This is a genomic window from Streptomyces sp. MNU76, assembly GCF_020982545.1.
GTDB lineage: Bacteria > Actinomycetota > Actinomycetes > Streptomycetales > Streptomycetaceae > Streptomyces.
The window spans coordinates 245565-269807 of sequence record NZ_JAJKLK010000009.1 but is presented as its reverse complement, the minus strand read 5'-3'; the positions used below and the strand labels follow the sequence as shown (position 1 = coordinate 269807).

The window sequence follows — 24243 nt, the reverse complement described above, 5'->3', positions numbered from 1 at the left end:
CGTCGGTGGTCTCGGCGGGATCGGGTGGGTGCGGGCGGTGTCACAGGGAGGACTGGAAGGCCGCCACCGCGACCCTTGCCGGGCCCCGGCGTTCGGCGCCGTTCGCCACGGCACGGGTCAGGGCGGGCGACAGCGCGCCGCCGCTCCGCGCCGCCAACTGCACCAAGGACACCCGCTCCGGAGCGACGGCGGCCGTGGCGTGCGACTCGTCGGCCGTGGGGTCGAGGGATGCGTTCATGGGGACCTCATCAATCTGTGCGGGGAAACTGACGGGGTTGCGGAGTCTTGCGGCTCGATGAAGCAGATGCCGACAGAAATTTCTCACTCAAGCATCAGCCGCAGAAGAAGTTAGCGGCCGACCGGGCGAACAGAGCCGAATATCCGGTCGGCTGCCGGTTGCGACCAGAAGATAGCCGACGCCGAGGAGTGGTTCGGACGGCACCACAAGCCTCGTCCGTATTCGGGGCGGCAAACGTGAGAACCGTCTCACCGCCCGGCGCAAGCACGGCAGTTGAGCGGAGGACCGCCCATTCCGGCCGACTCCGGGGCTCCTTCGACTCTCAGCCCCCGCACAGCCACGTCCCAGGCCGCTGACGGACTGCGTCCCTAACTTCACCCGTATGACGGGAAAGCACACAAGCAAAACGATCACGCGGCGTCGCGCCCTCGCGGTGACCGGGGGGAACGGTCGCCGCCGGCGGTCTGGCGGTCGCCGGCTATCAGTCGGCGTTCGCGGACGGAACGACGAGCACCGCCGAGGCGACGGCCACCGCCTCCGTGACGAGCACCTCCGACGCGTGCATGACGCTGATGTCGAGCGTCACCGAGGGCCCGTACTATCTGGACGGCGCCCTGGTCCGCAAGGACATCACCGAAGGCAAGAGCGGTGTTCCCCTGACGCTCCGGCTCACGGTCGTGGACGCCACCGACGGCTGCACCCCGGTTCCCGGCGCGGCCGTGGAGATCTGGCACTGCGACGCCTGGGGCTACTACTCCGGCTACACCACCGCGAATCCCGGCGGCTCGGCGCCCGCCGAGAGCGAGGACGGTTCGACGGCCGACGACGCGACCTACCTCCGCGGTTACCAGATCGCGAACGCGAACGGCGTGGTCAAGTTCGAGACCGTCTTCCCCGGTTGGTACACCCCGCGCACCTGCCACATCCACGTGAAGGTCCACACCGGCGGCGAGAAGGAGGACGGCACGTACGAGGGCGGCAAGGTCAACCACACCGAGCACTCGATGCGGCTCGCCGGGGGCGGCCACCGGGGCGCCACCTGGGTGCTCGGGCTGCTGGTCGCCGCGGCGGCCATGGATCCCGGGGCGCGGGGGCGTGAACTGGCCGCCACCGCGAAGAAGATCGCCGCGCATCCCGACCGGCGGGCGCCGCGGCGGCCGTCCCGGGGGTCGTCGGTGTCCGCCAAGTACGGGGCGGCCGGGGCGCGGGGAGGCGCGCGCCGGATTCCCGCATGTGCGGCGGGCGTTGGACGTGCTGGCGAAGGCGCGTGCGGCGGGGACACCGGAGGCGGACGCCCGGCTCGACGCGTTGCTCACGGTCATGTCGACGTTGCAGGACACCGAGTTGCTGTACACCGCCGGGCCGCATGGGTTGCGGCATGTGCAGGGGCGGCGCGGGGGTGATCGACGTGGGGGTACGGGGACGTCGGAGGGGAGGGCGGCGCTGGCCGCCTTCGACGTGGATCTTCAGGAGCGGGGTGGAGTCCTCGGGGAGCGGGGCGTCGCTGGCGGGGCGCTGTTCGTGGACGCGCTGCCGGTGGCTGCCGCCGCGAAGGCACCCGTCCAGGGTTTCGCCCCCGCCGCCCCTACCCGTCCCGTCCCGTCCCAGGGGCTGCGCCCTTCGACCCCCGTCCGCGGGTCCGGTGGGGGTTGCTCGCGCAGTTCCCCGCGCCCCTCAAAGAGCAGGGGCTGCGCCCCGTGCTCTTTGACGAAGGGCCGAAGGCACCTTCAGGGGCGCGGGGAACTGCGCGACCAGCCCCCACTCACCCGCAGACGACGAACCGGCCCCTCAGCCCCGCGCATCACCCTTCAGCGAGGCCATCCACAGCTCGACCTCGTCCGAACGACGCGGCAGCGCACCGCTGAGGTTGCGGTTGCCGTCGGCCGTCACCAGGATGTCGTCCTCGATGCGGACACCGATGCCCCGGTACTCCTCGGGGACGGTGAGGTCGTCGGCCTGGAAGTAGAGGCCGGGCTCTACGGTCAGTACCATGCCCGGCTCCAGCGTCCCGTCGACGTACGACTCGACGCGCGCGGCGGCGCAGTCGTGGACGTCCATGCCGAGCATGTGCCCGGTGCCGTGGAGCGTCCAGCGACGCTGGAGCCCCAGTTCCAGGACCCGCTCCACGGGGCCCTCGACGAGCCCCCACGCGACCAGCCGTTCGGCCAGGACGTGCTGCGCGGCGTCGTGGAAGTCGCGGTACTTGCCGCCCGGCCGCACGGCGGCGATACCGGCCTCCTGGGCGTCGTACACGGCGTCGTAGATCTTCTTCTGGAGCTCGCTGAACGTGCCGTTGACCGGCAGTGTCCGGGTGACGTCGGCCGTGTAGTACGTGTGCGTCTCGACGCCCGCGTCCAGCAGGAGCAGGTCGCCGGAGCGGACCGGGCCGTCGTTGCGGACCCAGTGCAGGGTGGTGGCGTGCGGGCCGGCGGCGCAGATGGAGCCGTAGCCGACGTCGTTGCCCTCGACCCGGGCGCGCAGGAAGAACGTTCCCTCGATGTAGCGCTCCGACGTGGCCTCGGCCTTGTCCAGCACGCGTACGACGTCCTCGAAGCCGCGCACGGTCGAGTCGACCGCCTTCTGCAGCTCGCCGATCTCGAACTCGTCCTTGATCAGCCGGGCCTCGGAGAGGAAGACCCGCAGCTCCTCGTCGCGTTCGGCGGTGACCTTGTCGGTGAGGGCCGCCTCGATGCCGGCGTCGTAGCCGCGGACGACGCGGACCGGGCCGGTGGCCTCGCGCAGCTTGTCGGCGAGTTCGCGCACGTCGGCGGCGGGGATGCCGTACAGCTTCGCGGACTCGGTCAGCGAGTGGCGTCGGCCGACCCACAGCTCGCCCTGGCCGGAGAGCCAGAACTCGCCGTTCTCCCGGTCGGAGCGCGGCAGCAGGTAGATCGTCGCGTCGTGGCCCTCGCCCGAGGCGGAGGGCTCCAGGACGAGGACGCCGTCCTCCGTCTGGTTGCCGGTGAGGTACGCGTACTCGACCGACGCGCGGAAGGGGTACTCGGTGTCGTTCGAGCGGGTCTTGAGGTTGCCCGAGGGGATCACCAGGCGGTCGCCCGGGAAGCGCGCGGAGAGCGCGGCGCGGCGGGCGGCGGTCTCGGCGGCCTGGGCGATCGGCTCCAGGCCCTGCAGCTCGGTGTCGGCCCAGCCCGACTTCATGCTCTCGGCCAGCTCGTCGGACACGCCCGGGTACAGGCCGTTCTTGCGCTGCTTGATGGGCTCCTCGGCTTCGGTCGCCTCGGTCTCCGGGGTCGCCGGCTCGAGCTCGTCCGCCACGGTCATCCTCCTAGGTACGGCACTGGACCCCGTCCATCGTACGGTCGTACCGAGCAGCCCGAAGGGCGTGTGACCCCCGCTCACGACCGGTCACCACCCCCTCACGACAAGCAGCCACGGGGTCTGTCCGAAACCGGACGCGCACGTCCCGGCCTCGCCCGGCGACCGGTGCCGACGCAGCGTGTCCGACGCCCCGCGTCCGCCCAGCAGCGGCCGAACCGGCTGCCCCATGAGGCCGGAGTACGGCGGTCGGCGTCGCACGGCGCCCACCACCTCGCACCTCGTCCCGCGCATGGCCCGGCTCACGGCGCGTGTCCCCCAGTAAGCGGTCATAGCCGGTCGCGCTCGCACGGCCCGTCGCGGGGACGCGCGGCACCGAACTCGGCCGCGTGGAACGTCACCCGGCACGGGATCCCTCCCATGGCGGGGGATCCCCAACCGCCCACGCCACGCGGTGTCCGGGCCTCAGCGCGCGAGTCACCAGCCCCGCGCTTCTGCTTCCGCCCCGTCACAGACCCCTGCAGCCTCCACCACGCGGCGACCGGCATCGCGCACGCACGTGGCCGAGGTCCGCGACCCGGAGCCGGACAAGCCCCGGTCGGCCAGGCCGGCCCTACTCGAACCGCGCCGCCAAGAGCACCACGTCCTCCGTGTCGTCCGCTTCGTCGAGGCCGTTCGGGAGCATCGTGCGCAGGACGTGGTCGGCCAGGGCGCCGGGGTCGGTGCGCAGGGCCCGGGGGACGCCGGTGGCGGCCGCGTGCAGGCGGGTGAAGGCGCGGTCGATGGACTCGCCCGTGCGCTGGAGGAGGCCGTCGGTGTAGAGCAAAACGGTTTCTCCTGGCTCGGCGGTCAGCTCCACGCTGGGCGCCTCCCAGCAGGCGAGCATGCCGAGCGGCGCCGACAGGGACGTCTCCACGTACTCCGTGCGCCGCTCGCCGATCACCAGCGGCGGACTGTGTCCGGCCCCGGCCAGGGTGATCTTGCGCAGCGCGGGCTCGACGTAGGCGAAGAGCGCGGTGGCGGAGCGGGCCGGTTCGGTGAGCCGCAGGAGCAGCTCCAGGTCGGAGAGGACGGCGACGGGGTCCTCCCCCTCCATCACGGCGTAGGCGCGCAGCGAGGCCCGCAGTCGTCCCATCGCGGCGACCGCGCTGGGCCCCGCCCCCGTGACCGAGCCGACCGCGAGGCCGAGCGCGGCGTCCGGCAGCGGCAGCGCGTCGTACCAGTCGCCGCCGCCGCGCGGCCCGGTGCGGTGCCGGGCGGCGAGCTGGACACCGGAGACGCGGGGCAACCGGGAGGGCAGCAGCTCCTCGGCGATGGTCGCCATGGACGCGCGCGTGCGCTCGACCTCGACGAGCCGTGCCAGGTGCTCGGCGGCGTACCGCGTGTACAGCCCGACGAGGTGCCGCTGCCGCTCGACCGGCTCCGCGGGCTCGTCGTACAGCCACACGGCGGCGCCGAGCCGGCCGGCTCTGTCCGTGGACAGGGGGAGCGCGTAGCTCGCCGCGTATCCGAGCCGGGCGGCGACCTCGCGGTGGCGGGGGTCGAGCCCGTCCTCGGCGAACAGGTCGGGCTGGGCGATCTCACCGTCGCCGCCGGGCAGTCCGTCCAGGATGCGGCCGTACGGCAGGGAGCTGCGGGGCACGGTCTCGATGTGCCCGAGGTCGGCGCGGCCGAGACCGAGGCCGATCGTGGTGTCCGGACCCAGCCCGTCGGCCGGTTCCAGGACGACGAGACCCCGACGGGCGCCGACGAGGACGGCTCCGGCGTGCAGGAGTTCAGTCAGGGCGCTGTCCAGTGAGTCCGTGCGGATCAGACGTTCGGTGAGTTCGTGCAGCGTCGTGAGGTCCGAGACCCAGCCCGCGAGCCGGTCCTGCAGCACGGCCCCGGGGGCGGTGCCCGGTCCTGTGGCGGGAGGGGCCGCCGGGGTGCTCGGGGTGGCGGGCGCGGGCGCGACAGTGTGTGCGGGGGAGGGAACCGTTGAATCGATTCCAGCCACTTTCGGAGGGTGAGGGGCGTTCATGGTGTCCGGCTTTCCGACCGGTGCGTATTGCTCAAAAGCATCGCAAACCCCCATGTCATTCTGCGCCGCTAGCAGTCTCTCCACATGTACACGCACTCGTGAGGGGATGTCCAGCATTGTCCTGCTGGGATATCTGGTGTCCGTGAGGCGTCGTTGGACTGCCGCCGACTTCTTGTCCAGTCCTTAGGAGAAAGCTAAGTTGGCCTAAAAGTGTTGTGGTGAACGGTGTATTGAGGTCGACTGGCCTTGTTCAACAGAGCGTCACAGCGGTCGTGATGGGTACGTACCCGGTGAAGGCCAGGGGCGGCGGATGCCACCCGGAACCTGGCGACGGACCCGGGCGTCCTATCCACCGACGACCGAGCCCCATCCTCCCGTGGCGGAGGCGGCGAGCACATGCGGGACAGTAAAACGCCAGGCGCCGCCACCCCTACGCCATGCCCATGCTTTTGACAGACGCAAGTCGATGCAAGCGATGGACGCGGACGTAACCGAGCTCGGCCCGCAGGGGTTCCCCTTGTCCGCGGCAAGGGTGTGATGCGCCAGCAGGTACGCACAGTGCAGTGAACGACACATGTTGTGATGTGACCCACGGTGTTGCCATGCGTGCAACGGAAAGGACGAGCGCTCATGCGCGAGATCCCCGGAAAGCGACGCAGGCTCCTGTCCAAGCGCAACGGCGGGAGGCCCGAGCTTCTTGAGCAGGTCCTGACGTTCGCGACGCAATGGCAGTGGCCCGTACTCCCGGGGGTGGCGCCGGACCCGCAGGGGCGTGCCCGCTGCGGCTGCCCGGACCCGGAGTGCGTGGTGCCCGGCGCTCACCCCTTCGACCCCGGCCTGCTGGCCGCCACCACCGACGAGCGCATGGTCCGCTGGTGGTGGACCAACCGGCCCACCGCGCCGATCGTGCTGGCCACCGGAGGCACCGCCCCCTGCGCGGTGAGCCTGCCGGCGTCGGCCGCCTCGCGCGCCCTCGCCGCCCTCGACCGCACCGGCATGCGCCTCGGCCCCGTGGTCGCCGCCCCGCACCGCTGGGCGATCCTCGTCGCGCCGTACTCCATGGAGCAGTTGGGCGAGCTCCTCTACGCCAAGGACTTCGTCCCCGGCTCGCTGCGGTTCCACAGCCAGGGCGGCTATCTCGCCCTGCCCCCCTCCGAGACCGGGCACGGCCTGATCCGCTGGGAGCGCGCGCCGCTGCCCGGTTCGGCCGCGCCCTGGGTGCCCGACGTCGAGGCGGTCGTGGACGCGGTCGTCGACGCCCTCACTCGTACGGGTGTGAGCGCGCCCGAGTTCTGAGCCCGCCCGGCGCGCGCGGGCCGGGCGCCCCCGGCCGGTCGTTATCTTCCGGACATGCAGCGTCTTCCCGGGGGCCACGGGGCCCCGTCGCGCGGCCGTCACAGCGCTCCCCCACCCCGGAGCCGTAGAGCACCCGCGTCGGCGCGCGGCGGGCCGGATCCGCGCCGCATCCGCCTCGCGGGACTGACCGCCGCGGTCGCGGTCGCCCTCGGTCTCCCCCTCGTCGCCTCCGCCGGCCCGCTCGGCGACGTCCCCGCGTCCGACCGCGCCTCCACTCCCGAGCGGGCTTCCACTCCCGAGCGGGCTCTCGCCGCCGAACTCGACGGTGCCGCCGAACTTGACGGTGCCGCCGGGCGCGTCGGTGCCGCCGCCGGCCTCGGGGCCGGCGGTGACAGCGGCGGTGGCGTCGGTGGCGCGGACGAATCCGGCGGTGACGTCGAGAAGTCCGCCGACCGCGCCGATCAGAAGGCGGGTGGCGCCGACGGGCCGGACACGAGGGCCGCGGACGACGCCGACGCGTCGGACCAGGCAGGGGGTTCCTCGCAGCTGCTCGGCCTCGGACTCGCCACCGCCGCCCGCTGCGGCCCCGACCTCACCTCCCCCGACGGCATCGAGGCCCAGACGTGTGTCCTCACCCAAGGCGACCGGACCTGGGCCCGCACGTACTACCGCAACGCCACCGGACGTGAACTCAGCTCGGTCCTCAGCATGATGGCGCCGGGCGGGCACACCGTACGGATCCACTGCGCCGTGGGCGGGCACGACGAGCCGGGGGTGTGCGAGACGCCGAGGGAGCGCACGCGGGGCGGGACGGGGGCGTACACGGCCGTCGCGGAGTTCGCCGCACCGGAGGGCGAGGGGCCGCTGTTGCTGCGCTCAGGGAGCAACTCAGGCAGCTCGTAAGGGCGTTGACGCCCGAGGGGTTTCCGTCCAGTGGAGCCGCCGCGGAACCCGGGCATGAAAGGACCCGGTTGCTGGCGACGGGGGATGCACCAGCAACCGGGCTAATGGAACCGTAACAAGAGATCGGCGCTTCGCAAATTCGATCTCGGCTATTCGGACACGAATTTGCCTGTCACGTAGGGGAGTTGTGACAGGAGTCACCACACGTCGAACGCGCTCGGTCGTCCGGCGTCCCCTTCGGCTCGGGAGCGAACGTCAGCTCAGCGTGACCTGTCGGTTGGTGAGACCACCGCGTGCCCGGCGCTCCTCCGGCGTGAGCGGGGACTCGTCGGCCAGGGCGCCGGCGAGCCGCTCGGCGAACTCGGCCGCCGGCTTCTCGATGTCGTCCGCGCCGACCCCGCTGGGGAGGTCCCAGACCGGCACGGTGAGGCCGTGAGCACGGAAGGAGCCCACCAGACGGGTGCCCTCGCCGAGACTCGAACGCCCGGCCGCGTGCAGTCGGGCCAGCGCGTCCAGAAGCCGCTCCTCGGCGTGCGGCATGACCCAGCGCAGGTGGTTCTTCTCCGGGGTCTCGCACCAGTAGGCCGCGTCGACGCCCGCGAGCTTCACCGTGGGGATCGCCGCGGAGTTGGCGCGCTCCAGGGAGGCGGTCACCTCCGGCGTGGAGTTCTCCGTGTCCGGGACCCAGAACTCGAAGCCCGTGTGCACAACTGGCTCGAACTCACCTTCGGGGTCGATCAGGTCCTGCAACCGCGGACCGTCGGCCGGGGCGCGCCGCCCCTGAACCGGAGTGCCCGGCGCGGCGACCAGTGCGCGCTGCAGGGTGTCGGCGAGGTCGCGGCTGATGTCACCGGAGGCCGTGTCGTTCTGCAGGCCGAGCAGGACCGAGCCGTCGTCGCGGCGCAGCGCGGGCCACGCCATGGGCAGCACGGTGGCGAGCGTCACCGACGGGACCCCTTCGGGGAGCGCGTCCTTCAGCTTCAGCTCGACGGTGGCGGCGGGCACCAGCTCGCGCAGCGCGATCCAGTCGGCCTCGCCGGGCAGGCCCTCGAAGGGGCGCTGCACCAGCTCGGTCACGGCCTGGGCGGCGGCCCGGCCGTGGCAGGCCTTGTAGCGGCGGCCGCTGCCGCAGGGGCATTGCTCGCGCGCGCCGACAACCGGAACCTGCCCATCGGCGCCTGCGGCGCCGACTCCGCCGGTGCCCTGCGGGCGCTTGGCCTTCGTGTGGGGTCGCTTCTTGGCCATCGTGGGTGTCTCCCGATCACGGCTCGTCTCGTACTCGCGCGAGCCTAGCCGCTCGTACGACGCCCGACGGGACCCTGTGGACAACGCACCGAGTCGTCCCGGAACCGGTGGTTCGGGCCGGGATGCGCACCGGTGCCGTGGCCGGATGTGTCCGGGCCTGCCGGTCCGGCCTGCCGTTCCGGGCCTGCCGGTCCGGCCCGTCAGTCCGGCCCGTCAGTCCGGCCCGTCAGTCCAGGTCGTCGAACGCGTCCGCGAAGTCCAGGTCGGGGAGGGCGGAGACCGAGGGGGCGACGACGCGGGAGGCGAAGTCGTCCCGGCGGTGGGCCCGGTAGACGTCGTCCTGGACGACGACCCACACCGTGACCTCGCCGCGGGCGTCGTCCCGCACGCCCCAGTCGTCCGCCAGCGCCGTGACGATGTTCAGCCCGCGGCCGCCGTGTGCGGTGACCGAGGGCGTGGACGGAACAGGGCGGGTCGGACCACCGCCGTCCGTCACCTCGACCGTGAGCCGCCCCGTGGGATCCATTCGCCAGGCGCAGCGCACGTCGCCGTCGCCGGCCAGCGCGTCACCGAGCGGCCTGCCGTGTTTGCAGGCATTGCTGAGCAGTTCGGAAAGGATCAGTAGGGCATCGTCGATGACCGATTCCGCCACACCTCCCGTGCGCAACTGATCACGCATCCGGTGCCTTGCTTTCCCCACGCCCGCAGGGCCATGGGGTACGGCCATGCTCGACGACGTGGGCACCTCCTGTGCCACCACCAACGCCACCCCCGAGACCTCCTTCGCCCCACGCCACGGTGTGAATGCCCCATGGGACTGGACTGGAAACCGGCCAAACCACGTGCTCTGACGCACTCCTCACGCTCGAATACAGAACGAACGCGCCGGTGCACACCCCGTAGTCGGATGGCTGAATTTCGTCCCCAATATGGCGACTTGTCCCTGTCCGCAGGTTGGTCGTCTTGGCGGAATTCTTACCTCCGTCAAGCGCCGCGCGGGGGCGCCGCCGGGGGCGGACGGGGTCGTCGCAGATGTGAACCGAGGCGTGTTCGGAGCTGTCGCCGAGGTGTGTGTGCGGAGTTGTCGAGAACCGTGTGTTCGGAGTTGTGGGAACGCGTGCGCTCAGCGGCCGAGTTGGTGCAGAACCGCGTGCGGGCGGTTGGTGATGATGGCGTCGACACCCAACCCGACACAGAGGTCGACGTCCTGGGGTTCGTTCACGGTCCACACATGCACCTGGTGCCCGGCGCTCTTCAGGCGCTCGATGTAGGTGGGGTGGTTGCGCACGATCCGGATCGAGGGACCCGCGATCCGGACACCGACGGGCAGTCGGCCGTCGCGCAGCCGGGGCGAGACGAACTGCGTCAGATAGACCGTGGGCAGAGTCGGGGACGCGGCCCGGACGCGGTGCAGCGAGCGCGCCGAGAAGCTCATGATCCTCACCGGCGAGTCGGCGGCGGACTCGGGGGCGTCCAGGCCGAACCGCTTCAGCAGTTCCAGCAGCCGCTCCTCGACCTGTCCGGCCCAACGCGTGGGGTGCTTGGTCTCGATCGCCAGCTCCACCCGGCGCCCGGCGTCGGCCACGAGTTGGAGCAGCCGTTCGAGGGTGAGGACGGAGGTGTCCGCCCGGTCCTCGGGGGTGACCTCCCAGTCGGGCGCCTCGTCGCCGGTCTTCCAGGAGCCGAAGTCCAGGGCTGCCAGGTCGGCGAGCTCCAGGGCGGAGACCGCGCCGCGGCCGTTCGACGTACGGTTGACGCGTCGGTCGTGGACACAGACGAGGTGGCCGTCCGCCGTCAGCCGGACATCGCACTCGAGGGCGTCCGCGCCGTCCTCGATCGCCTTCTTGTACGCGGCCAGGGTGTGCTCGGGGGCCGCCTCGGATGCGCCCCGGTGGGCGACGACCTGAATCGGGAGCTGTCGTGCGTGGGTCACCGCGTCATGGTGCCACCGTGACGGGGTACGCGTGGTGGTGGTGACCGTGGACGACCGGGTTCGTACGCACAGTACGCGCCGTTAGTCTGATAGGTCCTATATAAAGGATGGTCCCGGACCCACAGGCACCGCTTATGGTGCCCTGACGGCTCGTGGGAAAAGCTGACCGCAGACAAAACTCTCGCACAGCCCTCTGTGCGAACAAGAACACGCGACGCGCAAGCACGCGGCGCAAGAGCACGCAAGCAAGAACAGTCGACCGCCTACCAGGTGAAGCCGTGGACCGAGGAGAAAAGCTGTGAGCACCGAGAACGAGGGCACCGCGGTACCCCCGGCCCCGTCCGCACCTCCCGTGCCGGTGGATGCTCCCGCTGCCTCCGCGCCGGCCCCGACGCACGAGCCGAGCGCGGCACCGGCGGAGCCCACCGCCCCGCCCCGGCCCCTCGGCCGGAACCGCCGCCGACAACGCGCCGACGACGCAGCTCCCGCCGGTCCCGCCGACGGAGCAGCTCCCGCCCGTCCCGCCGACGACCCAGCAGCCGCAGCCCGAGCTGGTGTCCACGGGCGCACCCGGATACGCGGCGAGCCACGGCCAGGTGCCCGGCGGTGGATACGGCCAGGCGCCCGGTGGCGGCGGCTACGCACAGGCACCCGGCGGTCCGGTTTACCCGGCCGGACCCGGCGGGTCCTCGGCGCCCGACGCCTCCTGGCCTCCCCGCCGCCGCCCGCCGTCCCGTCGTACGCGGACAACGGCGCCGCCGCCGGCGCGTACGGCAACGCGGGCGCGGCCTCAGGCGCCGGTGGCGCGGGCGGTCACGGCGGACCGGGCGACGGCGGCTGGGGCTCTTCCTGGCAGCAGACGCAGCAGCCGGCCCCCAAGCCGGCCGGCAACAAGCGCGGCGGTCTGATCGCCGCGATCCTCGTGGCCGCGCTGGTCGCGGGCGGTGTCGGCGGTGGCCTCGGTTACACGCTGGCCGAACGCAACGACAACTCCACCGGCTCCACGACCGTCTCGGCCTCCCAGAACGGCGGTGACGTCAAGCGCGCGGCCGGTACGGTCGCCGCCGTGGCCTCCGCCGCGCTGCCGAGCACGGTCACCATCGAGGCGTCCGGCAACGACGGCGAGGGCGGCACGGGCACCGGGTTCGTGTTCGACAAGGAAGGCCACATCGTCACCAACAACCACGTGGTGGCGGAGGCCGTCGACGGCGGCAAGGTGTCGGTCACCTTCCCGAACGGCAAGAAGTACGCCGCCGAGGTCGTCGGGCACGCGCAGGGCTACGACGTGGCGGTCATCAAGCTGAAGAACGCCCCGTCGAACCTGCAGCCGCTGACGCTCGGCGACTCCGACAAGGTCGCGGTGGGCGACTCGACGATCGCGATCGGCGCGCCCTTCGGGCTCTCCAACACGGTCACGACCGGCATCATCAGCGCCAAGAACCGTCCGGTGGCCTCCAGCGACGGCTCCTCCAGCAGCAAGGCCTCCTACATGAGCGCCCTGCAGACCGACGCGTCGATCAACCCGGGCAACTCCGGCGGCCCGCTGCTCGACGCGCGGGGCAACGTCATCGGCATCAACTCGGCGATCCAGTCCGCCAGCAACGGCAGCTTCGGCTCCGGCCAGGCGGGCTCCATCGGCCTCGGCTTCGCCATCCCGATCAACCAGGCCAAGAACGTGGCCCAGCAGCTGATCAGGACGGGCGAGCCGGTGTACCCGGTGATCGGTGCGTCGGTCTCCCTGGATGAGGGCACGGGCGGAGCGAAGATCACGAACGCGGGTGACGGCGGGTCGGACTCCATCACCGCGGGCGGCCCCGCCGACAAGGCCGGCCTGAAGCCCGGTGACGTCATCACCAAGCTCGACGACCACGTCATCGACAGCGGCCCCACCCTCATCGGCGAGATCTGGACCCACCTCCCCGGCGACAAGGTGACCCTCACGTACACCCGCGACGGCAAGACCCACACGGCGGACGTCACTCTGGGCGAACGCGAGGGCGACAGCTGACCGACGCCGCCACCGCCCGGCTTCGCCTTCCCCGTGCCCTCAGCTGTCCGCTGTGGGGCGGGCGGGGCGGAGCGGGCGTGGGCGTTGGCCGGGCTGTGACGGGGCGGCTCGGCCTCAGGCGGGCATCAGGCAGGGGGTTCCCACGGCGGGACCAGCACGGCCCTGAAGTTCTCACCGCCGTACAGCGACTCGTAGAAGATCTCGACCATCAGACGCTCGCTGACAAGCCTCCAGAACCACGCGTGCTCGTCCCCGTCGAAGTCGTCGAGGAACAGCAGGTGCACGACTTGTCCGGTGAGGACGGGAACACCTGGTTGCAAGCGTCGACACCTTCGGGGAGACCGAGTGCCCTCGCGTGAGCTGCCTGTACGTCTGCGGGTCCCACCCACCGACCACCTCGCCGTCCACCCGCACGACGCTCGTGGTGACCATGGTCGGTCCCAGACCGGCGTTGACGAGCTGGATGCCCGTCCTCGTCCCTTCGAAGTTCAGCACCCGCCGGATCTGCAGGAGCGGTCTCACCGACTGACGGTTGTGGGACCGGATGCTTCTCGATTCGGTGAAACTCACCCAGAGCGAAGCGAGTGCGATCACGGTCGCCGACACGGAGATCAGCATCTCCGGCTTCATGGGGCCCCTCCCTCGCTCACCGTCGTAGCCGGTCGCCCTTCGCCATATGCCCGTTGTGGGCCGCCTTCTCGTGATCATGAACGCAGCCGGTACGCTGTACCCGCTCCGCCCCAGGTGGGCCGGGGCGTAGGTGGGTTGCCCGAGCGGCCTAAGGGAACGGTCTTGAAAAACGTGAGGACGTGAAAGCGTCCCCGTGAGCCCGGATCCCGCCCACTCCGCACGTCATAGACATGCTGGTCAGAAGGGGTGCCTCTCATTGAGGGGCACCCCTTCTGCGTGCGGCTGTCTCACCTTGATCCGGCGCTGTCGCGGTGTGGATCAGTGCGTGTGGACCAGGCGTGGACCAAGTGGGGCGCCTTGGCGAGACCAGTGGCATGCCGGCTGACCAGGCTCATCCGGTGGTCTGAGCTAACCCGCCTTTTCATCCGGCCACCCCCGTGATGTGGACGCGACATGTGGCAGACCCTGCCTAGGGTTGGTGTGCCTTGCAGCCCTCGGCGATTTTGAGATGCGGAGAGACGATGCGCCACGAAGCGGCCACTGACCACGGTCCCATCACAGGGCCTGATCCAGGCTCCAACGACAGCAGAGCACGCAAGCACCGGTTACGGCTCCTGGCGATCGGAGTTGTGGCCGGGGCCGCACTCGCTGTTGGTGGCATTCTCGCCTTCACGTCGATCATCGGCGGGAACACCCAACCGCAGACGGACGCGAAGCCGTCCCCGAGTTCGGATGGTGACAAGAGCTCTGCACCACCGGGCCGGGGGCAGGAGTACACGCCAGCCACTGCCCGCCCTGTCTCATTGTTCAAGCCAAAGTCGAGCGCCAAGGGCATCGGGACCGGGTTCGAGCACTCCTCGCTTGGCGCGGAATCCGCTGCGGTCTCCTACTGGCAGGACTTCGACCTGACAGACGAGGTGATCGCTCGCGAACAGTGGACCGCGGTCACTTCCGAGGACTCCCCCGAAACCATCGACAGAGGTGTCAGCGGAACGGTCGGAGAGCCGTTTCTGATCGCAGTGCCGAAGGATGGGAAAACCGTCGTGAAGGCGCTCCTCTCCCGCAGCCTTGACGACAGCGGCGAAGTCATCGCCGTTTGGATGTTCTACGACCGCCTCGTCCCCAGTGGCGAAGAGAGTGCCGACAACAAGTCGCTGAAGGGTGAGACCACCTACCTGATCGTCAAGTGGGAGAACGGTGACTGGAAGGTGACCGAGGAGCCGCAGTACAAGACCAAGGTGCGCGGCCCGCGTTCGTACCACCCGGACAGCAAGTGGGCTTTCGCTGCCGGATGGCGACGGGTTGCCCTTGGCTAGACCGTGTCGGATGGATGCGTGACGAGCACAAGCGCGATTCTTCGGACAGCGACAAGGCGGCCCGCCTACGGCGTGCGGCGCGCTGGCGGCCACGGGCCGCCGCCGCTCCATGTCTCCGCCACCGCTGCGGCGGCCCCGCCCACTCAGCGCGCAACACCGCCAGGGTGGGCAGCCAGAACAGGAAGCAACCCGACCAGTCCGAGCGCCAGGACCAGACCCAAGCGCGCTGGTGACGACCGCACCGTGCCATTGGCCGCCGTTTCGCTCCGAGAGCTCCGAAGCCGACCTGAGCACCGTCCCGACGTACACAACGCCCAGGCCGGAGGGGGTGCGGGCCGTGACGCATTCGGGCAGCGTGGCTGAGGCCCGTACGGGGTTGCTGGAGGCACACGTGACGGGTGCTCGTTCGGCGCACCCGCCGCCGTAGCTGACTTTCGGTGGCTGAGGCCAGAACTGCGTTCCTCGACGGGACTTCACCAGTGACCCTCTCCAACTCGACAAGAAGAAGCCGAGGTTGTGGCCGCACCCGCATTCGGGCATGGCGACCACCCCGGTACCATCGGCACCGGGGTCCTGATCAGGGCTTCCACGACCGGACCACCCGGAATGCTGTCCAGGCTGAGGGGTGGTCCGGTCTGTTGTTGTCGGCCGCCACCGCACGAGCAACGCGCGGCGCACGGGCTTCGGGTCAGCTCAGGGCTTTGCCCACCTCGTAGATCGTCGGCCGGTCTTCGGGGGCGTGGCTGAGCATGGCGTCGATCAGTTCGCCCAGCTCACCGGGCGCCTTCACGGGGCGACGCCGACCGTTCGCCACGGCTTGTCTCTGTACGGGTCGAGGAGCGTCGTCCGGGTACTCGACCGCCCGCCAGCCGGTGGCGGAGATGAGCAGAGACGCGCCGAGGGCGTAGATATCGGCTTCCGGTGTCGGCTCGGCTTCGCCGGTGGCGAGCACACTGCGGGAGATCTCGGGTGCTTCGTAGTGGACGAGACAGCCGCGGAACGGGAAGTCGTACCCCTCGGGCACGCTTCCGCCACGGGCGAGGGCGAGGTCGATCAGGTGCGTCCGTTCGGGCCCGATGATGAAGTGGGCGGGTTGCACATCACCGTGCGCCCAGCCCTTCGCGTGCAGTTCGACCAGTGCCTCGACACACCCCAGGGCAACATCCGTGTGGGGCGCGATGGGTGAGTCCGGTCGACGGCAGGGTTCCCACAGCCGGTACAGGTCCGGGCCTTCGTGCCACGGCTGGAAGTTCCAGGTACCGCGCTCCCACTCGCCGTAGGCGATCTCGTCGAGGCCGAGACGATGCAGTACGGCACCCTCGCGCGCCGGCGCGAGCGCGGTCCAGGGCTGGGCGGCCCAGTCAGGCGTGGCCTCGATGGGGTGGCCGAGCTTCACGGCGTAGTGACCCCGTGGGCTCTCCACCTCCCAGACCGTGGAGCCCCGGCGGTTGACGACCAGGTGGTGAGCCGTGGGCATGAGCGCGTCGAGCACCACGATCGGCAGTTCAGGGGTTGGGCCGGACAACGTCTCTTCTCCTTCCGGGCGCACGCGACCGGCCACGAGTCGTGGCCGGTCGCGTCGCTGTTGGGTGGGGTTAGTCCTGACCGTAGGGTCGGCCGCAGTCCGAGTCGCACTGCGCGAGGTTCGTGCCGTCCACGGTCCACAGGTCGTCGAAGACCATGAACCCGGCCGCCTTCATGGCGTGAGCCGAGGCAGCGACCCGCTCAGGGTCACGCGCTCCCCCGCCCGGCTTCGGGTTGTGGTGGAGGAAGCGCCCCGCGTACTGCTCGCACAGCCCGGCGTACTCCTTCGTGTGCAGGATGAGCGCGTGGAGGCCGAGGTCCACGTCATCCGACGGGACCATGGGGACCGTCGCGGTGGCCGCCGTGACCACGAACGCGAGCGCTTGGTCCGCGATCCGCTCGGCATGCTCGGGCGACTGGTCGTTGTGGGTGATCACGAAGTGGGCGAGGCTCTGGAACAGTTCCTCACCCGCCACCGCGCGGCCGGTCCTCTGATCGTTCGCTGTTGCCGTCATCTGCATTCTCCTGGTGTGAGGTGGTGCAGGGCACTTACCTGCCGCCCTGATCGCCGAGCACGGCTCGAAGACGATCGCGAGCGGGCTTGGAGGCCGGCCCCGAACGGGGACGGGGGAGCCGTAACGGCACCCGTTCGGGGCGGCCGGTCTACTGGCCGAGGCCGAGGGCCACACCGATCACCAAGCCGCACGAACCGCTAATGCAGATGATGAACAGGACCCCGGCGTACCGACCGACGGCGCGCATCACATCCCAGCCCGACTGTTGCCGTTCTTCATGGCCAGACGTGCGCTCAGTTCTTCCCGAGCGCTGAGCGCCACGACGTTGCCCGGCATTGCATCCCACTCCCGGCCGCCACAGACCGGCCGTATCTGCACACGACCGCCGATCTGACCCATGACGACGCCGATGCGTCCGTTGGCACTGTCCTTCGCCAGTTCACCGATGCCTGGCCTGGTCTGCTGATTGCTCGCCATGCCGACGAGCTTCCCGCCGCCCGTCAGGACGTAGGAACCACCGACAAACCCCACTTTGGGACGTCCCGCGTGGGGTAGAACGTCCCTAGTGCCGTCCCCGGATGTTGGGAGAGATTGAGATGCCGAACGAGAGATTACGTGCTGCCATGGCGGCCGGCGGCTGGACGTACAACGCCCTCGCGGACAAGGTCGAAGTCGATCCCAAGTCCGTCGAACGTTGGGTCAATCTGGGGCGGACGCCGCGTCGAGCCACGGCCATGGTGGCAGCAGAAACGCTAGGAGAAGACGTGCACGCTCTATGGCCAGCGCTCAGGCAGGCACGCCCGGCCCGCGCTGTCAGCCCGGAACTTGTGGCTCTCTACGACCAGCGGGCGGACGTCCCTGTGTCCGCCTTCGTGGACATGCTGACCCAGGCCCGAGAGCGGATTGACGTGTTGGTGTACGCCGCCGTCTTCCTGCATGAGGCGTATCCGAGACTCAACGAGCTCTTGAAGGAGCGAGCGGACGAGGGGTGCGCAGTCCGCATCGCACTTGGCGACGCGGACAGCTCCAACGTCCAAGAGCGTGGCGAGGAAGAGAAGTTCGGACACGGGATTCAGTCCCGCTGCCGCCTCGCACTGATGCACTATCGCCCCCTCGTCGGGGTACCTGGCATCGAGGTGCGAACCCATGCCACAACGCTCTACAACTCGATCTACCGGGCCGACGATCAGGCCCTGGTCAACGCTCATGTCTGGGGCGTGAACGCCTTCGGGGCCCCTGTCTGGCACCTGCGTCGAAGTAGGGCAGGCGGCATGTTCGACACCTACGCCGACAGCTTCGACGCGGTGTGGGCGACCGCCACGCCAGTACGAGAAGGGTGAGCATGGCACGGACCGAGTACTACGACGACCCAGACGCCCCCAAGCCCAACAGTTTGGTTGTCGCGGCGTCCGCGGTGGTCACCGACGATGAAGGACGCATCCTCCTGCAGCGTCGGCGAGACAACGATCTCTGGGCTCTGCCTGGCGGCGGCATGGAGATGACCGACTCTCTACCGGGAACCGCCGTCCGTGAGGTGAAGGAGGAAACGGGCCTAGACGTGGAGATCACCGGGCTCGTCGGGACATACACCGACCCGCGCCACGTCATCGCTTACACGGACGGTGAGGTGCGCCGACAGTTCAATGTCTGCTTCACCGCCCGCGTGGTCGGCGGTCGACTCGTGATCTCGGACGAGTCCACGGAGCTCCGGTTCGTCCACCCAAGGGAGATTGATCGGCTGCCAATGCACCACACGCAGCGGCTCCGGATCGGTCATTTTCTGGAGCTCCGTGAACGTCCCTACCTCGGCTGACTTGGAGCACCGTGACGCTGCTGGGTCCGCCGAGCGTTGACAGGCGCGAGCCGTGGCGGACAACGGCTGAGGTGCTGTCTCCGTGAGCCGAAACGGACAGCTGAGAGCGTGGGCGTCGGCCTTGTTGCCCGGTGCCGGCCGGGCCGAGGCGATGACCAGGCGGGTGCCAGCGTCGATGATGACCTGCATGTTCGCCGAGAACCGGTAGTTGCGGCTCGAGGCGCCCACGGTGCGGTCACGGACCGGGATCAGCGTGCCGTCCACGATCCACAGCCGGTCCGACTCGGCGACCGGCCTCGGGGCAGGCTCCAGCGCGAGCAACGGCCGCAGCCGGTGGATGACCCGGCAGACAGTTGCCGGGGACATGTCGAAGAGCGGGGCGAGTTGCCGCATGGTGCGGTAGTAGACGGCCACCAGCAGGACCCGGTCCGCCAGCGGCAGGCACCACGGAGGGCCACCACCGGGCCCGTCACCGCCCTGCTCCCGCATCACCTTCACCAGCTTCACGAACCGGTCCATACGCAAGCCTGTGAACGTCTCCACCCACACCGGCTCAGCCCGCAACACCCCACCCATACAGGCAAAATGCCCTGAACCAAGCCTTCTGCAACACCCTTTAGCACAGCCCGCCGCATGAAGTGCTCTGTCAGACGATCATCCAAGATCTTCGATGGAGTCCGTCAGGCCGTTGAGACGTGGAAGCTCATGACATCGATGCTGTTGATCGCTCGCCACTGGTCCTGGCTGTAACCGTCCCAGTTCTTGGCTTTGCGGTCGGCCGGGAACTCGGCGGCTTGGTCACGGCCTACCAGCACGAGCATGTAGATCTGCCCGATCCCCTTGGCGCCCGGGTAGCCGACCGGCCGGTTGTTGTCTTCCCAGCAGCCGGCGGATGTGGGTGTTACGGGTGTGGCGGGGTAGTACCGGTTATTTCCTGGGTTCCCGAACGTGTCTTTGGTGTTGGCGTCAGGTCGCCTGATCAGATACAGGACCTGGCCGGCAGGCACATCGAGGTTGAGCTGCCCCTTGACGCTCACTTCCGGATTGCTGTCCGGGCTCACTTGTGAGTAGATCCTGGGTCGGATTCGATCGGCGAAGAGAGCCTGGTTGTAGCGCTGAGACGGTGGCTGGACCCAGTAGTCGCCGAGCCGGTCGAGGTCGCACGGTTCCCCTGGTGGCTCGTCAGCACGATTCAGGAGGACGGGAATTACCGCTGCGGCCACGACGGCCAGGCTGCCGATGACGGCAATGAGGATCCTGATCCTTCCGCTGTTGCCTTCCTCGCCTTCACCTTGCGGACCAGGTGTCGCGGTGTCATCAGCGGACCCCGTATTGGTGTTTGTCACTTACATCCCCCTCGCTCAGAAGTCCGTATTAGCGGATTTCTGGAATTTCAGGAAGAGGCGTACAGGCGCGCAGAGGTAGTGCGCCGACTTCCCGATGCGCCCATTACCCCCCGCGGAACGAGTCCTGTGGCCCCGATTAGCGATCTTCGCTCCAGGTCCGGGCCCGCGGCCCGGCGGACCCGGTCGCGCAGCCGGTCGTGGCACTCGGCGGTCAGGCCCTTGTCCTGCTAGCGCCGGAAGAAGGCGTAGACGCGGTCCCACGCGGGGAAGTCCGCAGGCATCGCCCGCCAGGTGATACCGCCCGCGACCAGATAGCGCACCGCATCGACCATCTGCCGGTGGCAATAGCTCTCCGGTTGCCCGCCGCGGCCCTCGAGCCAGCCGGGAACCGGCATCGCGTCACGTACGACGGCCCACTCCGCGTCGCTCATCGGACGGATACTTCGGTCGCCTGTACGGCCGGTCCGCAGCGTTCCCGAACTGGTGAGCGAGGCAATCACACGACAGAGACGCCGAGTTGCACGCCATCGACGCCAGCACGGAAGACTGCAGCACCAGGGGCGTCCTGTTGCTCGTTTGGATTCGACACCCTCGAGCTGTGCGGGAGGCCCCGCTTTCATGCCCGGTCGGCCACGAGATCACCCGACCGAGTCGACGACCTCGAACTCACGCCCACCAAGATCGATAGAGCAACAGCTTCTTACCTTGGTGTTTAACCTCGGCCGTTCACCTGACCTGCTGATCTTGGCTCGTTCCCGAGACAGCAGGGCGGCCGTTCTTCACGCTTCGAGGTGTCGAGCAACGTCGCGTGAAGGAACGGCCGCTGGTGAAGAGTCTCGCCGCTGAACAGTCCGCTGACGCCGCGTTGGGTGTCCTGTCCCACTTTCGTGTCGAGTTCTACGACTGCCTCTACACCCGGGCGGATGCGCTCTTCGAGCTCACCGACGCGGTGCTGTGCTCGGACGGCCCGGTCACCTCGCTGGTCGAGTTGACGCTCACGGCCGAGCACCGGCGCGGGCACGGAGCAATGTACGACGCCGTCAACCACGGCTGGCTGGAACCGCGCCGCCTGCGCAGGCTGCTGGCCTCCACGCCGCTGCCGCGAGCCGCCGACGGGCGGATCGTGCTCGCGGTGGACGTGAGCAACTGGCTGCGACCCGACGCCCCCACCAGCCCGGAGTTGCTGTTCTGCCACGTCTACGGGCGGGGTCGCAGTGCGGATCAGTTCATCCCCGGCTGGCCCTACTCCTTCGTCGCCGCACTGGAGACGGGACGCACGTCCTGGACTGCCGTGCTGGACGCGATGCGGCTCGGGCCGGCCGACGATGCCACCGCGGTGACCGCCACCCAGCTGCGGGAGGTGGTCACCCGGCTGGTGCATGCCGGGCAGTGGCGGCCGGGCGACGCGGACATCCTCGTCGTCATGGACACCGGCTACGACGTCACCCGCCTCGCCTACGTCCTGGCCGACCTGCCCGTCGAGCTGATCGGCCGGCTCCGCTCGGACCGCGTCATGCTCCGGGACGCCGGCCCACGCCGCTCCACCCCACGCGGCGGACAGCCCCGCAAGCACGGCGGCGTCCTCACCTTCTCCAAGCCGGAGTCCTGGCACACCCCTGAACAGGCCACGACGTGCGACACCACCCGCTACGGCCAGGCCGAAGCCCTCGCCTGGGACCGGATGCACCCCCGCTTGCAGGCCCGTGGCCCCTGGCTCGACCACTGCGGTGAACTCCCTTTAATCCACGGCACGTTGATCCGGCTGAAGGTCGGGCACCTGCCCGGCGACCGCGACCCCAAGCCGGTGTGGCTGTGGTCCTCACGCACCGGAATGACCGGACAGGACGTCGACCTGCGGTGGCAGGCGTTCCTCCGCAGATTCGATCTTGAACACACCTTCCGGCTGTTCAAACAGACCCTGGGCTGGACCGTCCCCAAGGTCCGCGATCCACACACGGCCGACCTGTGGACCTGGCTGATCATCGCCGCCCACACCCAACTCCGCCTCGCCCGGCCCCTCGCCGAGGACCTCCGCCGACCCTGGGAACGGCCTGCCGAGCCGCGCCGACTTACCCCCGCCCGGGTCCGCCGGGGGTTTCGCCACCTCCGCGTGAAGACAGCCCGTCCCGCCGACGTGCCCAGACCCTCCAAGCCCGGCCCCGGACGCCCACCCGGCTCGAAGAACCGCAGGCCAGCCCCGCGTCACGAGCCGGGGAAGACCGTGAAACGAATCGAAACCCTCACCGAACACGTCCGCCTGAAACAGCAGCGAGGTTAATGATCAAGCTTACACCAGAGAAGGTGTCGTCTGGCATCGACGCACTCGCCGCTGTTGGGGGGGAACGGAGGGCGACAAGTGCGGCTGACCCAGCCGTAGGTTTCCTCGTATGGCGTGGCCTCGGCCATACGCTGGATCAGGAGGGGACCCTGGGTCGAGTCGGAGCCAGTGGACCCCGCGTGGACCGAGAGCCCCGCGCGAGGCTGGCGGCCGGTACGCTGTACCTGCTCCGTCCCAGGTGGGCGGGGCGCAGGTGGGTTGCCCGAGCGGCCTAAGGGAACGGTCTTGAAAACCGTCGTGGCGCGAGTCACCGTGGGTTCAAATCCCACACCCACCGCATCGCAGGTCAGAAGCTTGCAGGTCAGAAGGGGTGCCACTCTCCGGAGCGGCACCCCTTCCGCGTGCACCCTGTCTCACCCTGATTCGGTGGTATCCCACTTCTGACCAGCGCGTGCGGCCAACCTGCGGCCAGGATTCAGGGCCCTTCGTCCTCGCCCTCGTGCTCCGCCAAGCCCTGCTCGATCAGGGCGTTCATCTTCGCTTCCTCGCCGTCCAGAACCTTGGCGTAGTAGCGCTGAAGAACGGCGACGCTCTGTCCCGCGCGCCGGGCGGTCTCGGCGAGGCTCACCCCGGAGCGGAGCCAGAACGACACGCACGCGTGCCGCAGGTCGTACGGGATCGCGGCCAGCGGAGAGGCGACCTGCGCGGGCGTGAGCACCTTCCGGCGGGCTTCCTTCCACGCGGCGCTGTACTCCTGCGAGCGGATCGGTCCGCCCCGTACGGCACTGAAGAGCTGCCCTTCACCCGTGGTCCCGAACGCGTCGACGTGGGCCCGCAGTATGGCGACCAGAACCGGCGGGATGGGGACGGGCCGGACCGCGCGGCGGGCCCGGTGCTTCAACTGCCGTTCCTCGTACGGCTTGCCGTTGTCCGTCCAGGCGGACCCCACCTGCGGCCGGGCGCCGGCGAGCATGAGCCGCCCCCACCCTTCCGTGGGGAGGTCGCACTGGTCGGCGCTCAGCATGGATACCTCCTCCGGGCGCATCGCCGCGTAGTAGATGCACGCGAAGAACGCGACTAGGTGAGCACCGCGCGGCCCCTGAGCGCGGACCGCGTCCAGCAGCGCCCGCGCCTGTACGGGCGTAGCGACGCTGCGCACGTCCAGTTCCTCCACCGCTTTGGGGGTCTCCCAGTGCACGCGGAGCAGGGGATTGCCGGGCAGCAACTCGTGTTCCACGGCCAGGCGCAGGCAGTTGCTCAGCACCGCGCGCCGGCGCCGGAACGTGTTGGCAGCCGCGGGCTTCCCGTCCTGCCGCTTGGCCAGGTGCTCCAGCACCGTGCGCACACGCTTGGCGCTGTCCAGGTCGACCACGGCCGGCGCATTGCGTTCCACCCACGCCAGGGCCTTGGCTTCCGCTTCGGGCGGTTCCTGGTCGTGACGCCCGGCGTTGAAGCCCCATTGGTAGAGAGCACGGCGCAAGAGGTCGTCTTCCGGGCGCCCCCTGCCCGCCGGACACAGAGCCATGGTGGCGATGGTGAGGCTTTCCGCGATGCTGGCTCGGTGCTTCGCCGCAGCAGTTGGCCACTTCCGGGCAGCGTGTGCACGGGCATGGGCGTACCAACTCGTACGGTTTCGCTCGCGCACCTCCGAGACGGGAAGCCCCGTCTCCGTGTCGAACGGCTCACCCTTGCGCGTCGCTGTCAGCAGCTCTGCCCGGCGGGCGTCCGCGAGAGTCTTGGTCGCGAACTTCTCGTGGAACTCCGTTCCGCCGACCAGCCAGCGCAGTTGGAACGGGGCGGCCTTGCTGGCGCGCTTGCGAACGCTCCAAAGGCGTACGTCGTAGCTGTGCATTGTTCCCCTTCATCCCAATGGGGCCCTGCCGTTTGGCAGGGCCCCATTGG

Annotated in this window: 19 protein-coding genes, 1 tRNA gene and 4 pseudogenes; 10 read left to right on the top strand and 14 right to left on the bottom strand. The window is 69.7% G+C overall.

Annotation, left to right across the window (positions count from 1 at the left end; all coding sequences use genetic code 11):
• Window positions 1–40: 40 nt before the first annotated feature.
• Window positions 41–238 (bottom strand): FxSxx-COOH cyclophane-containing RiPP peptide, encoded by a 198-nt coding sequence (gene fxsA, locus E4N62_RS23640; protein WP_230217443.1) that lies wholly within the window; start codon window positions 236–238, stop codon window positions 41–43.
• 382 nt (window positions 239–620) lie between these two features.
• On the opposite strand from fxsA, the pseudogene E4N62_RS23635 reads away from it, so the two are divergent.
• A pseudogene (locus tag E4N62_RS23635) lies at window positions 621–1233 on the top strand (intradiol ring-cleavage dioxygenase); the annotation flags it as partial.
• Between the two features lie 100 nt (window positions 1234–1333).
• Window positions 1334–1657 (top strand): annotated as a pseudogene (locus tag E4N62_RS49580) (triphosphoribosyl-dephospho-CoA synthase); the annotation flags it as partial.
• 369 nt (window positions 1658–2026) lie between these two features.
• On the opposite strand, the gene E4N62_RS23625 reads toward E4N62_RS49580, so the two are convergent.
• Window positions 2027–3514: an aminopeptidase P family protein gene (locus E4N62_RS23625; RefSeq protein WP_230217441.1), complete on the bottom strand. Its 1488-nt coding sequence runs from the start codon at window positions 3512–3514 to the stop codon at window positions 2027–2029.
• Between the two features lie 613 nt (window positions 3515–4127).
• Entirely contained in the window at window positions 4128–5651 is a 1524-nt protein-coding gene (locus E4N62_RS23620) for a PP2C family protein-serine/threonine phosphatase (protein WP_230217439.1), read from the bottom strand.
• 513 nt (window positions 5652–6164) lie between these two features.
• Between E4N62_RS23620 and E4N62_RS23615 the strand changes: the two genes are divergently transcribed.
• Both E4N62_RS23615 and E4N62_RS23610 read left to right on the top strand, forming a co-directional pair.
• Entirely contained in the window at window positions 6165–6830 is a 666-nt protein-coding gene (locus E4N62_RS23615) for a bifunctional DNA primase/polymerase (RefSeq protein WP_230217437.1), read from the top strand.
• A gap of 54 nt (window positions 6831–6884) precedes the next feature.
• Entirely contained in the window at window positions 6885–7733 is an 849-nt protein-coding gene (locus E4N62_RS23610; protein WP_374117045.1) for a hypothetical protein, read from the top strand.
• A gap of 255 nt (window positions 7734–7988) precedes the next feature.
• On the opposite strand, the gene E4N62_RS23605 is transcribed toward E4N62_RS23610, so the two are convergent.
• From E4N62_RS23605 to E4N62_RS23595, 3 genes are all read right to left on the bottom strand, one after another.
• Window positions 7989–8978, bottom strand: a complete 990-nt coding sequence (locus E4N62_RS23605; RefSeq protein ID WP_230217435.1) for a DUF5926 family protein — start codon at window positions 8976–8978, stop codon at window positions 7989–7991.
• A 226-nt stretch (window positions 8979–9204) separates the two neighbouring features.
• A complete protein-coding gene (locus E4N62_RS23600) occupies window positions 9205–9834 on the bottom strand; it encodes an ATP-binding protein (RefSeq protein ID WP_230217433.1) in 630 nt (209 codons plus the stop codon).
• A gap of 267 nt (window positions 9835–10101) precedes the next feature.
• The gene (locus E4N62_RS23595; protein WP_230217431.1) at window positions 10102–10911 is read right to left on the bottom strand and encodes a glycerophosphodiester phosphodiesterase; all 810 of its coding nucleotides are present in this window, start codon (window positions 10909–10911) and stop codon (window positions 10102–10104) included.
• 298 nt (window positions 10912–11209) lie between these two features.
• On the opposite strand from E4N62_RS23595, the pseudogene E4N62_RS23590 reads away from it, so the two are divergent.
• Window positions 11210–12919, top strand: a pseudogene (locus tag E4N62_RS23590) (S1C family serine protease).
• A 125-nt stretch (window positions 12920–13044) separates the two neighbouring features.
• Here the strand turns inward: E4N62_RS23590 and E4N62_RS23585 are convergent.
• Window positions 13045–13239, bottom strand: a complete 195-nt coding sequence (locus tag E4N62_RS23585; protein ID WP_230217427.1) for a hypothetical protein — start codon at window positions 13237–13239, stop codon at window positions 13045–13047.
• 831 nt (window positions 13240–14070) lie between these two features.
• Here E4N62_RS23585 and E4N62_RS23580 point away from each other — a divergent pair.
• The gene (locus E4N62_RS23580) at window positions 14071–14865 is read left to right on the top strand and encodes a hypothetical protein (RefSeq protein WP_230217425.1); all 795 of its coding nucleotides are present in this window, start codon (window positions 14071–14073) and stop codon (window positions 14863–14865) included.
• A 688-nt stretch (window positions 14866–15553) separates the two neighbouring features.
• Here the strand turns inward: E4N62_RS23580 and E4N62_RS23575 are convergent.
• From E4N62_RS23575 to E4N62_RS23565, 3 genes are all read right to left on the bottom strand, one after another.
• Complete coding sequence (locus E4N62_RS23575) at window positions 15554–16390, bottom strand: protein kinase (protein ID WP_230217423.1); 837 nt, start codon at window positions 16388–16390, stop codon at window positions 15554–15556.
• A 70-nt stretch (window positions 16391–16460) separates the two neighbouring features.
• Window positions 16461–16904 carry a hypothetical protein gene (locus tag E4N62_RS23570; protein ID WP_230217421.1) on the bottom strand — a complete coding sequence of 148 codons (444 nt, stop codon included), beginning with the start codon at window positions 16902–16904 and terminating at the stop codon, window positions 16461–16463.
• Between the two features lie 246 nt (window positions 16905–17150).
• Window positions 17151–17381, bottom strand: a complete 231-nt coding sequence (locus tag E4N62_RS23565) for a hypothetical protein (RefSeq protein WP_230217419.1) — start codon at window positions 17379–17381, stop codon at window positions 17151–17153.
• Window positions 17382–17500: 119 nt separating this feature from the next.
• On the opposite strand from E4N62_RS23565, the gene E4N62_RS23560 reads away from it, so the two are divergent.
• On the top strand, window positions 17501–18244 hold the full coding sequence (locus E4N62_RS23560) for a helix-turn-helix domain-containing protein (RefSeq protein ID WP_230217417.1): 744 nt from the start codon (window positions 17501–17503) through the stop codon (window positions 18242–18244).
• Window positions 18245–18246: 2 nt separating this feature from the next.
• Window positions 18247–18717: an NUDIX domain-containing protein gene (locus E4N62_RS23555; RefSeq protein WP_230217414.1), complete on the top strand. Its 471-nt coding sequence runs from the start codon at window positions 18247–18249 to the stop codon at window positions 18715–18717.
• Between the two features lie 105 nt (window positions 18718–18822).
• Here the strand turns inward: E4N62_RS23555 and E4N62_RS23550 are convergent.
• The 3 genes and pseudogenes from E4N62_RS23550 to E4N62_RS23540 form a co-directional block, all read right to left on the bottom strand.
• Window positions 18823–19293: pseudogene (locus E4N62_RS23550) on the bottom strand (transposase family protein); the annotation flags it as partial.
• A 104-nt stretch (window positions 19294–19397) separates the two neighbouring features.
• A complete protein-coding gene (locus E4N62_RS23545; protein ID WP_230217412.1) occupies window positions 19398–20063 on the bottom strand; it encodes a hypothetical protein in 666 nt (221 codons plus the stop codon).
• A 227-nt stretch (window positions 20064–20290) separates the two neighbouring features.
• A complete protein-coding gene (locus E4N62_RS23540) occupies window positions 20291–20494 on the bottom strand; it encodes a transposase (protein ID WP_230217410.1) in 204 nt (67 codons plus the stop codon).
• A 395-nt stretch (window positions 20495–20889) separates the two neighbouring features.
• On the opposite strand from E4N62_RS23540, the gene E4N62_RS23535 reads away from it, so the two are divergent.
• Both E4N62_RS23535 and E4N62_RS23530 read left to right on the top strand, forming a co-directional pair.
• On the top strand, window positions 20890–22341 hold the full coding sequence (locus tag E4N62_RS23535) for an NF041680 family putative transposase (protein ID WP_230217408.1): 1452 nt from the start codon (window positions 20890–20892) through the stop codon (window positions 22339–22341).
• 252 nt (window positions 22342–22593) lie between these two features.
• Window positions 22594–22678 (top strand) — tRNA-Ser (locus E4N62_RS23530).
• Window positions 22679–22816: 138 nt separating this feature from the next.
• On the opposite strand, the gene E4N62_RS23525 is transcribed toward E4N62_RS23530, so the two are convergent.
• Window positions 22817–24193, bottom strand: a complete 1377-nt coding sequence (locus E4N62_RS23525; protein ID WP_230217406.1) for a site-specific integrase — start codon at window positions 24191–24193, stop codon at window positions 22817–22819.
• Between the last annotated feature and the right edge of the window lie 50 nt (window positions 24194–24243).

Bases quoted from the DNA above. Each gene is read 5' to 3' on its own strand.
- E4N62_RS23540 (WP_230217410.1), bottom strand. From the start codon at position 20,494: ATGAGCGACGCGGAGTGGGCCGTCGTACGTGACGCGATGCCGGTTCCC.
- E4N62_RS23565 (WP_230217419.1), bottom strand. From the start codon at position 17,381: ATGGCGAGCAATCAGCAGACCAGGCCAGGCATCGGTGAACTGGCGAAG.
- E4N62_RS23610 (WP_374117045.1), top strand. From the start codon at position 6,885: ATGCAGCGTCTTCCCGGGGGCCACGGGGCCCCGTCGCGCGGCCGTCAC.
- E4N62_RS23570 (WP_230217421.1), bottom strand. From the start codon at position 16,904: ATGACGGCAACAGCGAACGATCAGAGGACCGGCCGCGCGGTGGCGGGT.
- E4N62_RS23620 (WP_230217439.1), bottom strand. From the start codon at position 5,651: ATGCTGGACATCCCCTCACGAGTGCGTGTACATGTGGAGAGACTGCTA.
- E4N62_RS23605 (WP_230217435.1), bottom strand. From the start codon at position 8,978: ATGGCCAAGAAGCGACCCCACACGAAGGCCAAGCGCCCGCAGGGCACC.
- E4N62_RS23560 (WP_230217417.1), top strand. From the start codon at position 17,501: ATGCCGAACGAGAGATTACGTGCTGCCATGGCGGCCGGCGGCTGGACG.
- E4N62_RS23580 (WP_230217425.1), top strand. From the start codon at position 14,071: ATGCGCCACGAAGCGGCCACTGACCACGGTCCCATCACAGGGCCTGAT.
- E4N62_RS23555 (WP_230217414.1), top strand. From the start codon at position 18,247: ATGGCACGGACCGAGTACTACGACGACCCAGACGCCCCCAAGCCCAAC.
- E4N62_RS23525 (WP_230217406.1), bottom strand. From the start codon at position 24,193: ATGCACAGCTACGACGTACGCCTTTGGAGCGTTCGCAAGCGCGCCAGC.
- fxsA (WP_230217443.1), bottom strand. From the start codon at position 238: ATGAACGCATCCCTCGACCCCACGGCCGACGAGTCGCACGCCACGGCC.
- E4N62_RS23615 (WP_230217437.1), top strand. From the start codon at position 6,165: ATGCGCGAGATCCCCGGAAAGCGACGCAGGCTCCTGTCCAAGCGCAAC.